This is a genomic window from Herbidospora sp. RD11066 (assembly GCF_054661255.1).
This window is the reverse complement of record NZ_BAAGDO010000001.1, coordinates 1,452,225-1,468,432: the sequence shown is the minus strand read 5'-3', so window position 1 is coordinate 1,468,432 and position 16,208 is coordinate 1,452,225. Positions and strand designations below refer to the sequence as shown.

General features: G+C 73.4%; 1 protein-coding gene. It reads right to left on the bottom strand.

The features are described from left to right. Window positions 1-18: 18 nt before the first annotated feature. Entirely contained in the window at window positions 19-16,206 is a 16,188-nt protein-coding gene (locus tag ACYQ78_RS06010; protein ID WP_459799661.1) for an SDR family NAD(P)-dependent oxidoreductase, read from the bottom strand. Between the last annotated feature and the right edge of the window lie 2 nt (window positions 16,207-16,208).

Here is a 16,208-nt window from a genome sequence, read left to right as displayed (position 1 = left end):
TTGGGCGCGCGATCAACATCAGGAGATTCCGAACTCTTTGCCGAGAAGGTCGAAGACCTCGTCGTCGGTGGCCGACTCGAGGCCGGACATCGAGGCCGTGGCGGCCGTGGTGCCGTGCCGGGACAGCAACGCCTGGAGCCGCGCCAGGACGGCCGCCTGGTCGTCACCCCCGAGGGCGGAGACGAGCGAGTCGAGCCGGTCGAGCTCCCTGAGCACCGGTTCCGCCCCCGCCATCTCGGCGGGAGCGATCTCGGTGAGCAGATGGGCGGCGAGCGTCTCGGGGGTCGGGTGGTCGAACACCATCGAGGCCGGCAACCGCAGGCCCGTGGCGACGTTGAGCCGGTTGCGCAGCTCGACGCTGGTCAGCGAGTCGAACCCGAGCTCCTTGAACGCCCGGTGCGGCGGAACCTTGTCGTATCCCAGGACGGCCGCCGCCTGCCCGCAGACCAGGTCGACGAGCACCTGCTCCCGCTCGTGTACGGACAGCCCCGCGAGCCGCTGCGCCAGCGAGGGCCCCCGCTCGGGAGCGGACTGCGCGGCCGACCGCCGGGTGCGGACCAGCGACCGGAGCAGATGAGGCACCGGCCCCCCGGCGTCGGCGATCTCCAGTCGCATGGGGACCAGGAGCGGGCGGGGGGCGTTGACGGCCAGGTCGAACAGGACCATGCCCTCGTCGTGGGACAGGGCGTTCATCCCGCCCCGGCTGAGGCGGCCGGTTTCGGCGTCGCCGAGCGTGCCGCCCATGCCGCCGCCGGCCCACAGACCCCAGGCGAGCGAGGTCGCCCTGAGCCCCAGGGAGTGGCGGTGCGCGGCGAGGGCGTCGAGCGCGGTGTTGGCGGCGGCGTAGTTGCCCTGCCCCGCGGCCCCGAACGTGGCGGCTGCGGAGGAGAACAGGACGAACATCTCGACGTCCCCCGCGAGCTCATGCAGGTTGAGCGCGGCCTGGACCTTGGGCCGCATGACCTTCACGAGCCGCTCGGGCGTGAGCGACCCGATGGTCGCGTCATCGAGCACCCCGGCGGCGTGCACGACCCCGGCGAGCCTCTCCCCCGCGAGCAGCTCGGCCAGAGCCTCATGGTCGGAGACATCACAGGCAGCGGTACGGACGAACGCGGCGACCATTTCGGCACCCTGGCCGCTCTGGGCGGCGTCCTCTCGGGCCGGGTTGAAGGCGGTGGCGCTTTGGGCGATGCCTTCCAGGTCGGCTCGGCCTGAGCGGCTGACCAACAGCAGGTCGGTGTGGCCTTGGGCGAGGAGGTGGCCTGCGAGGACGGTGGCGAGGGCGCCGGAGCCGCCGGTGATCAGAACCGTGCCAGCCTTGTCGATCGGGGCGGGGACCGTGAGGACGACCTTGCCGATGTGCTTGGCCTGGGAGACGAAGCGGAAGGCGTCGGGGGCCCGGCGGACATCCCAGGTTTTCACCGGCAAGGGGGTGAGGGCGCCTGACTCGAAGAGCCTTCCCAGGTCGGCGAGGAGGTCGCGGATGCGGTCGGGGCCCGCCTCGGAGAGGTCGAAGGCTCGGTAGCCCTCCCCCGAGCGGATGTCGGTCTTGCCCATTTCCAGGAAGCGGCCACCCTTGTTCAGCAGGCCCATCGAGGCGTCGACGAACTCGCCCGCCAGGGCGTTCAGGACCACGTCCACCTGGGGGAACTCGGTGGCGAAGTCGAGGGTGCGGGAGCTCGCGACTCCCGCCAGGCCTTCGAGGACGTGCTGCTTGGACTCCGACGCGGTGCCGTAGATCTCGGCGCCCAGGTGCTTCGCGATCTGCACCGCCGCCATGCCGACACCGCCCGCCGCGGCGTGGATCAGGACCTTCTCGCCGCGCTTCAAGGCGGCGAGGTCGGTGAAGGCGTACAGGGCGGTGAGGAAGACGATCGGGATCGAGGCCGCCACCTCGAACGACCAGCCTTCGGGCATCTTCGCCAGAAGACGGCCGTCGGTCACGACCTGAGGGCCGAAGCCGCCTTCGGCCATGCCGAACACGCGGTCTCCTGGAGCGAACGGGGTGTCTTCGCCTGCTTCCAGGACCACGCCGGCGACTTCGCCGCCCAGGAGTCCGGCCTCGCCCGGGTACATCCCCAGTGCGTTGAGCACGTCGCGGAAGTTGAGACCCGCAGCTCGTACACCCACTCTGACCTCGGTGGGGAGGAGGTCGGCGGCCTCATAGGGCGTGAGGGTGAGGGCGTCGAGAGTGCCCTTGGCGGGGGTGTCGAGGCGCCAGACCTCGCCCGGGACGGGGAGGCCCAGGTCGGCGCGGGCCAGGCGGGGGACGGACGCCACGCCGTTCCTGATCATGAGCTGGGGTTCGTCGGTGGCCAGGGCGGCGGCGTAGGGGCTGCCGTCGGTGTCGACCAGGACGTAGCGGCCCGGGTTCTCCGACTGGGCCGACTTCACCAGGCCCCACGCGGCGCTCAGCGCGACGTCGCCGGGGAGGGCGTTGCGGGTGACGAAGGCCAGGCGGCCGGGGGCGTCCCAGGTCTGGAGGATCTCCAGCGTGCGGCGGGCGACGTCCTCGGGGGTGCCGGGGGCGATCTCGGTGATCGTCACGTCGGCGGGGAGGTCGGCGTCGGGCAGGTCGAGCGGGGTCCAGTCGACCTGGAACAGCGCGTCGGAGGAGGTCGCCGCCCGGGGCGCGGCCATCGGGCGCAGCAGCAGCGAGCCGACGGTGGCGACGGGTTCGCCGGTGGGGTCGGCGACCGCCAGGGTGATCGCGTCGGCGCCGCGCGGGGTCAGCCTGACCCTCAGCGAGGTGGCGCCGGAGGCGTGCAGGGTGACGTCGCTCCAGGTGAACGGCAGGCCGCCGGTCACGCCTTCGGCGAGGAAGGTGCCGTGCAGGGCCGCGTCGAGGAGCGCCGGGTGCAGGCCGTAGGAGGCGGTGTCGGTGGCCGGGGTGGCGATCTCCAGGTAGACGTCGGCGCCGTTCCGCCAGGCGGCCCGGACCCCCTGGAACGCGGGGCCGTAGGCGAAACCGGGCAGGTCGTCGTAGAAGCCGCTGACGTCGATCGGCTCGGCGCCGGCGGGGGGCCAGACGTCGAGGCGCTCGCCGGTGGACGTGCCGGGGATCAGGGTGCCGGTCGCGTGGCGGGTCCAGGGGCGGTCGGCGGGGGCGTTCTCCGCGCGGGAGTGGACGGTGATCGTCCGGCGCCCCTCGTCGCCGGGTTCGCCCACGACGACCTGGAGGTGGGCCGCGCCGTCGACGACCAATGGCGCCTCGATGGTCAGTTCCTCTACGGTGCCGCAACCGGCCTGGTCACCGGCCCTGACGGCGAGCTCGGCGAAGGCCGTGCCGGGCAGCAGCACCTGTCCGCCGACGACGTGGTCGGTCAGCCACGGCTGGGTCTGGGGCGAGAGCCGTCCGGTCAGGACGACCTGGCCGCCTTCGGCCAGCGGCATGGCGGCCTGGAGCAGGGGGTGTCCGGCCGGGGTCTGGCCGAAGCCCGAGGGGTCGCCGATCCAGACCGCCTGCTTCGGCCAGTACGACCGGCGCTGGAACGCGTAGGTCGGCAGATCGGCGTGCCGGGCCCCGGCGAAGAAGGTGGCCCAGTCGACGTGGGCGCCCGAGACGTGCAGCCGGGCGATCCCGTCGACGAGCGCCTTGGCCTCCTGCCCCTTGCGGACCAGCGGCACCCACGTGTGGTCGCCCTGGACGCACTCCTGCCCCATCGCGGTCAGCACCGCCTCGGGCCCGATCTCGACGAACCGGATGACCCCCTCGGCCTCCAGCCAGGCGACGCCTTCGGCGAACCTGACGGCGTCCCGGACGTGCCGCACCCAGTAACCGGGCTCGGTCACGTCGGCGAGCTGGCCGGAGACGATCGGGATGTGCGGCTGGCTGTACGTGAGCCCTTCGACGACCCGGCGGAATTCCGCCAGCATCGGGTCCATCAGGCGGGAGTGGAACGCGTGGGAGACCGTGAGGCGCTTGACCTTGCGGCCCATCGCGGTGAACCGCGCGGCCTCGGCCTCCACGATGTCCTCGGACCCGGAGATGACCACCGACTGCGGCCCGTTGATGGCGGCGATGTCCACGTCAGGCGAAATTTCGTCATGTGCGGCCTGGACCGCCACCATCGCCCCACCGGCCGGAAGCGCCTGCATCAGCGCACCCCTCGCAGCCACCAGCGTGCAGGCGTCCTCCAGCGAGAGCACCCCGGCCACATGCGCGGCCGCGATCTCCCCGACGGAATGCCCCGCCAGGAAGTCGGCTCGCACGCCCCACGACTCGACGAGCCGGTAGAGAGCGACCTCGAAGGCGAACAACGCGGGCTGCGTGACCTCGGTCTCGTCCAGCCGCTCACCGCTCGCCATGGCGTCGGCCACGTCCAGGCGGGTGCTCGCGTCGAGCTGGGCACAGACCGCGTCGAAGGCCTCGGCGAAGACGGGGTAGGCGTCGTAGAGCTCCCGCCCCATCCCCGCCCGCTGCGCACCCTGCCCGGTGAACAGGAACGCGGTGCGCCCATCGGGCCGGGCGACCTGAGAGGCGGACCGGCCCTCGATCAGCGCGTCGAGCCCGGCCACCAGAGCCTCGCGAGTGGCTCCGGAAACAGCGGCCCGATGCTCCAGTGCGGCCCTCCCAACCGCAAGCGTGCGCCCCACATCAGCCAGATCCGGCTCCGCGACATTCGGGTCTGCGACCCCGGCGCCCGAAGAGGTCCGCTCGATCGTCGTGTCGCGGCCGACTGTGAGTGGCCGGTCCGTGTCGGCGATGGCGGTGCGGAGGCGGCGGGCCTGGTCGAGCAGGGCGGGTTCGTCGTGGGCCGACAGGATCCACGGCACGACCGGGAGGGTGATGCCGTCGGGCTGGGCGGCCGGTTCTCCGGCTTCGATGATCGTGTGGACGTTGGTGCCGCTGATGCCGAAGGAGGACACCGCCGAGCGGCGGGGGCGGCCGGTCTCCGGCCACGGGGCGGCGGCGGTGAGGAGTTCGACGGCGCCCTCGGTCCAGTCGACGTGAGGGGTAGGGGTGTCGATGCCGAGGCTGCGGGGCAGCACCCCGTGGCGCATCGCCATGACCATCTTGATCAGGCCCGCCACGCCCGCCGCCGCCTGCGTGTGGCCGAGGTTCGACTTGATGGAGCCGAGGCGGACGGGCTCGGTGCGGTCCTGGCCATAGGTGGCGATGAGGGCCTGGGCCTCGATCGGGTCGCCCAGGCGGGTGCCGGTGCCGTGGGCCTCGACGGCGTCCACGTCGGCGGGGGTCAGGCCGGCGTTGGCGAGGGCCTGGCGGATGACCCGCTGCTGCGATGGGCCGTTGGGGGCGGTGAGGCCGTTGGAGGCGCCGTCCTGGTTGACGGCGGTGCCGCGAACGACGGCCAGGATCTCGTGGCCGTTGCGGCGGGCGTCGGAGAGGCGCTCGACGAGGAGGAGGCCGACGCCCTCGGCCCAGCCGGTGCCGTCGGCGGCGGCCGCGAAGGGCTTGCAGCGGCCGTCGGCGGCGAGACCCTGCTGCTTGGAGAACTCGGCGAACATGCTCGGGGTGGCCATGACGGTGATGCCGCCCGCCAGCGCCAGCGTGCACTCGCCCGACCGGAGCGACTGCACCGCCATGTGCAGCGCGACCAGCGACGACGAGCACGCCGTGTCGACGGTGACCGCCGGGCCCTCCAGACCGAACGTGTAGGCCACGCGGCCGGACACGACGCTGGTGGCGCCGCCGGTCAGCAGGTGGCCGTCGAGGCCTTCCGAGGGGTCGGCGCCGGTGCCGTATCCGGCGGAGGCGGCGCCGACGAAGACGCCCGTCTGGCTGCCCTTCAGCGTGGCGGGCTCGATTCCGGCCCGTTCGAACGCCTCCCACGAGGTCTCCAGCAGGAGCCGCTGCTGCGGGTCCATCGCCAGGGCCTCGCGCGGGCTGATGCCGAAGAAGGGGGCGTCGAAGGCGTCGGCGTCGTGCACGAAACCGCCGAGCCTGATGTACGCGCCTTCGGTCGTCAGGTCCCAGCCGCGGTTGACCGGGAAGCCGGTGATGCCGTCGCGCTCCTCCGCGACGAGGGCCCACAGGTCCTCGGGCGATCTGACGTCGCCGGGGAATCGGCAGCTCATGGCGACGATGGCGATCGGCTCGTCGGTCGAGGCGACCGCGACCGGTCCGGCCTGCGCCGCTTCGCCGCCCAGTAGTCGTTCGCCCAGGTGGGCGGCGAGGGCGACGGGGGTCGGGTAGTCGAAGACGAGGGTGGCGGGCAGCCGCTCCCCCATCGCCGCGTTGAGCCGGTTGCGCAGCTCGACACTGGTGAGCGAGTCGAACCCGAGCTCCTTGAAGGCCTTTCCGCCCGGTACGGCCTCCGCCGAGGCGTGTCCCAGCACGATGGCCGCCTGGCCGCGTACAAGATCGGTCAAAGCCTTTTCGCGGTCGGCGGGGGCGAGCCCGGCGAGCGTGCGCGCCAGGGAGGAGGTCGCGTCGGCGGCCGAGGCGACCGCACGGGCGGGACCCCGCACGAGTGAGCGCAGCAGCGGATGGACCGGGCCGCCCTGCATGGCGCGCAGGTCGAGATGCATCGGCAGCTGGAGCGCCTCGTCGGCGCGCAGGGCCAGGTCGAACAGCGCGAGCCCGTCGGCGATGGCCAGGGCCGACATGCCGCCCCGCGAGATGCGCCCCTTCTCCGAGTCGTCGAGCAGACCGCCCATCCCGCCACCGGCCCAGAGGCCCCAGGCCAGCGAGTGGGCGGGGAGTCCCAGCGATCGGCGGTGGGCGGCGAGGGCGTCGAGCGCGGTGTTGGCGGCGGAGTAGTTGCCCTGCCCGGCGGCACCGAACGTGGCGGCGGCCGAGGAGAACAGCACGAACATGGCGACGTCACCGGCCAGCTCGTGCAGGTTGACCGCGGCCTGAACCTTGGGCTCCAGCACCTTGGCCAGCCGCTCGGGTGTCAGCGACTCGATGACCCCGTCGTCGAGCACCCCGGCGGCGTGGACGACCCCGGCGAGCGTCTCACCCGCGAGTAGATCCGCCAGAGCCTCACGATCGGAGACGTCACACGCGGCGGTACGGACACATCCGGCGACCTGACCGACGGCCTGAACGGTTTCGTCGTACTTGGCCCAGGTCTGGGCGATGCCTGCCAGGTCGGCCCGGCCTGAGCGGCTGACGAGCAGCAGGTCGGTGTGGCCTTGGGCCAGCAGGTGGCCGGCCAACACCGTGGCGAGGGCGCCGGAGCCGCCGGTGAGGAGGATGGTGCCGGTCTTGTCCACCGGTGCGGGGACCATGAGGACGACCTTGCCGATGTGCTTGGCCTGGCTGACGAAGCGGAAGGCTTCCGGGGCCCGGCGGACGTCCCAGGTCCGGATCGGCAGTGGTGTCAGGGCGCCCGATTCGAAGAGGCTTCCCAGCTCGGCGAGGAGCTCGCCGATGCGCTCGGGCCCGGCCTCCGAGAGGTCGAAGGCACGGTAGCCCTCCCCCGAGCGGATGTCGGTTTTGCCCATTTCCAGGAAGCGGCCACCCTCGTTGAGCAGGCCCATCGAAGCATCGACGAACTCGCCCGCCAGGGCGTTCAGGACCACGTCGACCTGGGGGAACTCGTTGGCGAAGTCGAGGGTGCGGGAACTGGCGACTCCGGCCAGGCCTTCGAGGACGTGCTGCTTCGATTCCGAGGCGGTGCCGTAGATCTCGGCGCCCAGATGACGCGCGACCTGGACGGCGGCCATGCCGACCCCGCCCGCCGCCGCGTGGATCAGGACCTTCTCGCCGCGCTTCAGGTCGCCCAGGTCGGTGAAGGCGTACAGGGCGGTGAGGAAGACGATCGGGATGGACGCCGCCACCTCGAACGACCAGTCGTCGGGCATCTTCGCGAGCAGGTGGTGGTCGGTCACGACCTCAGGGCCGAAGCCACCCGCCGCCATGCCGAACACCCGGTCCCCCGGCGCGAACGGCGCGTCGGCGCCCACCTCCAGGACCACGCCGGCCGCCTCGCCGCCGAGCAGCCCGGCCGGGCCGGGGTACATGCCCAGCGCGTTGAGCACGTCGCGGAAGTTCAGGCCCGCGGCGCGCACACCGACCCGCACCTCGTGCGGCTGGAGCGCGGCGCGCTCGATCGGCGCGAGGGTGAGGCCGTCGAGGGTGCCCTTGGTCTCGATGTGCAGGCGCCACGGGACGTCAGGCGGCACGAGGCCGCCGGAGTTGCGCATCAGGCGGGGGGCGAAGGCCCGGCCGTCGCGCAGCATGAGCTGAGGCTCGTCGAGGGTGAGGGCGTGGTCGAGCGGGGTGCCGTCGGTGTCGGCGAGGACGAAACGGCCCGGGTTCTCCGACTGGGCCGACTTCACCAGGCCCCACGCCGCGTTCAGCGCGACGTCGCCGGGCAGCGCGTTGCGGGTGACGAAGGCCAGGCGGCCGGGTTCGTCGTTGGCCAGCCAGTCCTGGATGAGCGTCAGGGCCGTCTCGGTGACCTCGGCGACCGTGCCGGGGGCGAGGTCGGCGATGGTGACGTCGTCGGCGATGGTGTCGGGGAGGGCGACCTGCGTCCACTCGACCCGGAACAGCGAGTCGGCGACCGTCGAAGGAGCCGTGGCGCGTTCGGCGGGGCGGACCACCAGCGCGCCGATCGACGCCACCGGCGCCCCCGCCGGGTCGGTGACCAGCAGCGACACCGTGTCGGGGCCGGTCTGGGTGAGGCGGGCCCGCAGGCGGGTGGCGCCCGAGGCGTGCAGGGCGACGTCGGTCCACGAGAAGGGCAGACAGCCTTCGCCGTCACCGAGGCGCTGGAGGAACGCCCCGTGCAGGGCGCCGTCGAGCAGGGCCGGGTGGAGGCCGAAGCGGGCGGCGTCGGCGTGGTCGTCGTCCGGGAGCGCCACGTCGAGGTAGACGGCCTCGTCGAGGCGCCAGGCGGCGGTGATGCCCTGGAAGGCGGGGCCGTAGTCGAAGCCGAGGGCGACCAGGCCCGGGTAGAGGCCGGTGACGTCGACCGGCTCGGCCCCGGCGGGCGGCCAGGTCGTCAGGGTGCCGGGACCGCTCGGGGCGGTCACGGCCAGGGTTCCGGCGGCGTGCCGGGTCCAGGGGGTGTCGTCGGGGGCGGTCTCGTCGCGGGAGTGGACGGTCACCGACCGGCGGCCCGAATCGTCGGGGACGCCCACGGTGACCTGCACGCGCACGCCGCCCTGGTCGGGCAGGGGCAGCGGCGCGGCCAGGGTGAGGTCTTCGACCACTCCGCAGCCGACCTGGTCACCGGCCCTGATGGCCATCTCGACGAAGGCCGTACCGGGCAGGATGACGCGGCCCATCACGCGGTGGCCGGACAGCCACGGCTGGGTCTGCGGGGACAGGCGGCCGGTCAGCACCACGCCGCCCTCGGCGAGGGTGACGGCGGCGCCGAGCAGCGGGTGCCCTGCGGGGGTCTGGCCGAGTCCGGCGGCGTCCCCGGCCCAGACTGCGGGCCTGGGCCAGTAGCGGGTGCGCTGGAAGGCGTAGGTGGGCAGGTCGACGGGGGTCGCGCCGGTGAACAACGCCGTCCAGTCGACGGTGCCGCCCGCGACGTGCAGGCGGGCGAGCGCCTCGACGGCGGTCTCCGGTTCGGGGCGGCCCTTGCGGCAGACGGGGATCCAGGCGGCCTCTCCCGTGTACGTCTCCTGCCCCATCGCCGTCAGCACCGCGTCGGGGCCGACCTCGACGAACCGGGTCACGCCCTCGGCCTCCAGGCGGCGGATGCCGTCGGCGAACCGAACGGTGTTGCGGACATGGCCGACCCAGTAGGCGGGGGTGGTGACGTCGCCGTGGGCGACGAACGGGATCACCGGCTCGTGGAAGGTCAGGGTGGCGGCGACGCGGTGGAAGTCGGCCAGCATGGCGTCCATGTGGGCCGAGTGGAAGGCGTGCGAGACCGTCAGGCGGCGGGTGCGGCGGCCCATCGCGGCGAAGCGCGCGGCCTCGAAGATGACGGCGTCCTCGTCGCCGGAGACGACGACCGACCGGGGGCCGTTCACGGCGGCGACGTCGAGGCCCGACGAGACCTCGTCCTCGGTGGCCTGGACGGCGATCATCGCGCCGCCGGGCGGGAGCTCCCGCATCAGGGTGGCCCGCGCGCCGACCAGGGCGCAGGCGTCGTCGAGGGACAGCACGCCCGCGACGTGGGCGGCGGCGAGTTCGCCCACCGAGTGGCCGGCGACGTGGTCGGGGGTGACGCCCCACGACTCCAGCAGGCGGAACAGGGCGACCTGGAAGGCGAACAGGGCGGGCTGGGTGGTGCCGGTCTCGTCGACGTCGGAGCCGATGATCAGGCGGTCGGCGACGTCGTCGTGGGCCTCGGCGAACGCCGGGTAGGCGTCGTAGAGGCCGCGTCCCATCGCGGCGTGCTGGGAGCCCTGGCCGGTGAACAGGAACGCGGTGCGGCCGGGCATGGTCACGCCGGTCAGGCCGCGGCCTTCGGCGATGGCGTCGAGGGAGGCCTTCGGGTCGGGTCCCAGGGCGACCGCGCGGTGCGGGAGGGCGGCGCGGGATCGTACAAGGGAAAGGCCCACGTCGGCGGGGTCGAGGGTGGAGACCTCCAGCCGGTCGCGCAGGCGGCGGGCCTGGTCGCGGAGCGCGGCCTCGGTGCGGCCCGAGAGCGGCCAGGCGACGACCGGCACCGGCTCGCGATCGTCGGCGGGTTCGGCGGCCGGGGCCTGCTCGATGATCGTGTGGACGTTCGTGCCGGAGATCCCGAACGACGAGATGCCCGCCCGGCGGGGGGCGCCGGTCTCCGGCCACGGGGTGGCCTCGGTGAGCAGGTCGATCGATCCGGCGGTCCAGTCGACGTGGGGCGAGGGGGCGTCGACGTGGAGGGTGGGCGGGAGGAGGCCGTACCGGATGGCCTGGACCATCTTGATCACTCCGGCCACTCCGGCGGCGGCCTGGGTGTGGCCGATGTTCGACTTGACCGAGCCGAGCAGGAGCGGGCGTTCGCGGCCCTTGCCGTAGGTGGCGAGGAGCGCCTGGGCCTCGATGGGGTCGCCGAGTTTGGTGCCGGTGCCGTGCGCCTCGACGGCGTCGACCTGGGTGGGGTCGAGCCCGGCCGAGGCGAGGGCCTGGCGGATGACGCGCTGCTGGGAGGGTCCGTTGGGGGCGGTCAGGCCGTTGGACGCGCCGTCCTGGTTGACGGCCGAGCCCCGGACCACGGCGAGGATCTCGTGGCCGTTGCGCCGCGCGTCGGAGAGCCGTTCGACGACGAGCACGCCGACGCCCTCGCCCCAGCCGGTGCCGTCGGCGGCGGCGGCGAACGCCTTGCACCGTCCGTCGGGGGCCAGGCCGCGCTGGCGGGAGAACTCGATGAACAGCCCCGGCGTCGACATGATCGTGGCCCCGCCCGCGAGGGCCAACGTGCACTCGCCCTGGCGCAGCGCCTGGGCGGCCATGTGCAGCGCGACCAGCGACGACGAGCACGCGGTGTCGACGGTGACCGCCGGGCCCTCCAGCCCGAGGGTGTAGGAGACCCGGCCCGACAGGACCGAGGCGGTGGTGCCGGTCGCGACATAGCCTTCCGCGCCGTCGGCGCCGCCGCCCATCAGCAGCGTCGCGTAGTCCTGCCCGTTCGTGCCGGTGAAGACTCCGGTACGCGATCCTCGCAGCGACGACGGATCGATGCCGGCCCGCTCGAGCGCCTCCCACGAGGTCTCCAGGAGGAGCCGCTGCTGCGGGTCCATCGCGAGGGCCTCGCGCGGGGAGATGCCGAAGAACTCGGCGTCGAAGTCGCCCGCGGCGGTCAGGAACGCGCCCTCACGGGAGTGCGAGGTGCCCGCGCGGTCGGACCCGGCGTCGTGGTCGAGGTGCCAGCCCCGGTCGGCGGGGATCTCGGTGACCGCGTCGCCCCCTTCGGCGAGCAGCCGCCACAGGTCCTCGGGCGAGGCGACGCCGCCGGGGAACCGGCAGCCCATGCCGACGATGGCGATCGGCTCGTCGTCGGCGGCGGTGACGACCGCGGTGTCGTCGGTTCCGTCGTCGCCGAGCAGTTCGCGGTGGAGGAACTCGGCGAGGGCGGCCGGGGTCGGGTGGTCGTAGATCATCGTGGCCGGGAGGCGGAGGCCGGTGGCCGCGCCCAGCAGGTTGCGCAGTTCGACGGCCGACAGCGAGGTGAACCCGAGCTCCTTGAAGGCCCGCTCCCCCGCCACCTCCAGCGCCGTCTCGTGCCCCAGCACGGCCGCCGCGTGCCCGGCGACCAGGTCGAGCAGGTAGTCGGCGTGCCGGTTCGCGGGCAGGTCGCGCAGGGTGTCGCGGACGGTGTTGCCCTTTTCGGTACGCGGCGGCGCGCCGTGGTCGACGAGGTCGGCGAGCACCGGGGCGGTGAACGCCCGCCCGAACACCGGCCAGTCGATGTCGGCGACGGCGACGTTCGTGTCCCCGTTCTCCAGGGCCTGGGCCAGTGCCTTGACGGCCTTGGCCGGGTCGAGCGCGGCGACCCCGCCCCGGCGCAGCCGCTCACCGATCGACGGGTCGGCCGCCATGCCCTTGTCGGCCCAGGGGCCCCAGGCGATGGACGTGGCCGGGAGCCCGAGGTCGTGGCGATGGTGGGCCAGCGCGTCGAGGTGTGCGTTGGCGGCGGCGTAGGAGGCCTGACCGGCTCCGCCGAGCGTGCCCGCCAGCGAGGAGAACAGGACGAAGGCGTCGACGTCTCCGGCGAGGTCGTGCAGGTTCCTGGCCGAGGTGACCTTGGCCTTGAGGACGGTGTCGAGCCGCTCGGGGGTCAGCCCGTCGATCACGCCGTCGTCGAGCACACCGGCGGCGTGGAAGACGGCGGTGACCGGGGTCTCGGCGAGCAGTGCGGCCAAGGCGTCCCGGTCGGCGACGTCACAGGCGACGACGTCGACCCTGGCCCCGGTCAGGGAGGCCTGGAGCTCGACGGCGCCCGGGGCGTCGATCCCCCGTCGCCCGGCGAGGACGATCCGGGCCGCGCCGTTGTCGGCCAGCCACCGGGCGACGTGCGCCCCCAGAGCGCCGGTTCCGCCGGTGACCAGCACGGTCCCGTGAGGCCGCCAAGCGGGAGCGGAGCCCTTCGCCGCACCCGACATTTCCGATATGGCGGGCATCGGCGATGTCGCGGTGGTGTTCGTGGCCCGTGCCAGTCGGCGGGTGAGGATGCCGGTGTCGCGGATGGCCAGTTCGTCGTCGGTGGTCGTTCCGGCCAGCACTCGGCGCAGGTGCTCGACGGCGGCGGTGTCGAGGATCGGCGGGAGGTCGACGAGGCCGCCCCAGCGGTCCGGGTGCTCGCGGGCGGCGGCGCGGCCGAGCCCCCAGATCTCGGCCTGGGCCGGGTCGGTCAGCGGGTCGCCGGTCCCGGTGGAGACGGCGCCACGGGTGGCGACCCACAACGGCGCGGAGATTCCGGCCTGGACGAGCGCGAGAGTCCTGGCCAGACCGCGCGTGACGGCGGTGTGGCCGTCTTCGATCGCGGTGTCGAGGGCCAGCGTGGAGAAGACCCCGTCGAAGGGGCCGAGCACGGCCAGCTCCTCGACGGTGGGAACGGTGGTCAGGTGGACCGCGTCGGTGAAGACCTCACCGAGCCAGGTCCCGGCGGTCTCGGGGGTCTCGCCGGTGGGCACCGATCGGTCGATGGGGCCGCCGATGACGAGCCAGCGGCCGGTGACCTGGGCGTTCAGGGTGAGGGGGGTCCAGTTCACCTGGTAGCGCCAGGTGGTCACACTCTCCGGGCGGACCGGGGGGTCGGCCCAGAAGCGGCGGCGCTGGAAGGCGTAGGTGGGCAGGTCGACGTGGGGGCCGGGCCCGCCCGCCAGGGCGGTGCGCCAGTCGTAGTCGACGCCGTTGACGTGCAGCCCGGCGAGGGCCAGGACGAAGGAGGACAGCTCGCCCCGGTCGGCGCGCTGGGCGGGAAGGGCGACGGCCTCGGTCTGGTCGGCGGCCATCGCGGTGAGCACCGCGTCGGGGCCGATCTCCAGAAATGTCGTGACATCCGAGAGCCCGGCCATTGTGTCGGCGAACCGCACCGTGTCGCGCACGTGGCCGACCCAGTAGCCGGCGTCCCGGCCCGCGTCGAAGGTGACTCCGCCGTCGTGGGCGGTGGCGAAGGGGATGGACGGGGCGGAGAAGGTGAGGCCCGCGATGGCGGCCCGGAAGCCGTCGAGCATCGGGTCCATCAGGCGGGAGTGGAAGGCGTGCGAGACCTTCAGCCGCCGGGTCTTCTCGAACCGCGCCGCCTCGGCCAGAACCTCGGCCTCGGCCCCGGAGATGACGACCGCGTTCGGCCCGTTGACGGCGGCGATGTCGACACTTCCCGAAATTTCGCCCGGCGCGGCCTGAATGGCGACCATCGCCCCACCGCCCGGAAGCGCCTGCATCAACGAGGCACGGGCCGACACGAGTGCACAGGCGTCGTCCAGAGAGAGAATCCCGGCACAGTGCGCCGCGGCGATCTCCCCGATCGAGTGCCCCGCCACGACATCGGGCCGCACCCCGAACGACTCCAGCAACCGGAACAGCGCCACCTCGAACGCGAAGATCGCAGGCTGAGCAACACCGGTCTCGTCAAGGAGCCCACCGTCCGCGCCGCCGTTGTCCGCCAGGCCGTTGCGGACCTGGTCGAAGGCTTCGGCGAAGGCGGGGAAGGTCGCGTAGAGCTCTTGGCCCATGCCCTCGCGCTGTGAGCCCTGGCCGGTGAAGAGGAAGGCCAGCTTGCCGTCGGGGCGGGCGGTGCCCGACACGACTCCCGGGTGGGGGCGGCCTTCGGCCAACGCGGTCAGGGCCGGCTCGTCGCCTGCCAGCACCGCCGCGCGGATCGGGAGCTGCGTTTTCTGGGACAGGCTGAACGAGGGGTTCGTGGCGGGAAGGGTGGCGCGAAGCCGTACAGCACCCTGTTTGAGGGCCTCTGCGGTGGCGGCGGTGAGGAGCCAGGCGCGGCCCTCTGCCACCGCGGCCGGTTCTTGTGCCGGGGGCTCTTCGAGGATGGTGTGGGCGTTGGTGCCGCTGAAGCCGAAGGAGGAGACGCCCGCTCGGCGGGGACGGTCGCCCGCGGGCCACGGGACGGGCTCGGTGAGGAGTTCGACCGCGCCGGACGACCAGTCGACGTGGGGTGAGGGCTGGTCGACGTGGAGGGTGCGCGGGAGCAGGCCGTGGCGGAGGGCCATGACCATTTTGATCACTCCGGCCACGCCCGCGGCGGCCTGGGTGTGGCCGAGGTTCGACTTGACCGAGCCGAGCCAGAGCGGCTCCTCGCGGTCCTGACCGTAGGTCGCGAGCAGGGCCTGGGCCTCGATGGGGTCGCCGAGCGAGGTGCCGGTGCCGTGGGCCTCGACGGCGTCCACATCTGCGGGGGTCAGGCGGGCGTTGTCGAGTGCCTGGCGGATCACCCGCTGCTGCGCCGGCCCGTTGGGGGCGGTGAGGCCGTTGGAGGCGCCGTCCTGGTTGACGGCCGAGCCCCGGACGACGGCCAGCACGGGGTGACCGTGGCGCAGGGCGTCGGAGAGGCGTTCGACGACCAGCATGCCGGCGCCCTCGCCCCAGCCGGTGCCGTCGGCTCCGGCGGCGAACGCCTTGCAGCGGCCGTCGGCGGCCAGGCCGCGCTGGCGGGAGAACTCCACGAAAGCGCCCGGAGTCGACATCACGGTCACGCCGCCCGCGAGCGCCAGCGAGCACTCGCCCGAGCGCAACGACTGGACCGCCAGGTGGAGGGCCACGAGCGACGCCGAGCAGGCCGTGTCGACCGTGACGGCGGGGCCTTCAAGACCGAAGGTGTACGCCAGCCGCCCGGACACCACGCTCGCCGCGTTGCCCGTGCCGAGGAAGCCCTCGACTCCCTCGGCGGTGGAGGCGAGCGAGACGTAGTCCTGGCCGTTGGTGCCGACGAAGACGCCGGTCCGCGACTCGCGCAGGCCGTGCGGGTCGATGCCGGCCCGCTCCAGCGCCTCCCACGACGTCTCCAGCAGCAACCGCTGCTGCGGGTCCATCGCGATCGCCTCGCGGGGCGAGATGCCGAAGAACGCCGCGTCGAACGCCGCCACGTCCCGGAGGAAACCGCCCTCACGGGCGTAGGAGGTGCCGGGGTGGCCGGGGTCGGGGTGGTAGAGGTTGTCGACGTCCCAGCCGCGGTCGAGCGGGAAGCCGCCGACGGCGTCGGCACCGGCGGCCAGCAGCTCCCACAGGCCCTCCGGGGAGTCGGCGCCGCCGGGGAAACGGCAGCCCATGCCGACGATCGCGATGGGCTCGTGCCCGGCGGCCTCGGCCTCCTTCAACCGGCGACGCGTCTGGTGAAGATCGGCTGTCACCCGCTTGAGGTAGTCGAGGAGCTTCTCTTCGTCCTTCATTT

Bases quoted from the DNA above. Each gene is read 5' to 3' on its own strand.
- ACYQ78_RS06010 (WP_459799661.1), bottom strand. From the start codon at position 16,206: ATGAAGGACGAAGAGAAGCTCCTCGACTACCTCAAGCGGGTGACAGCC.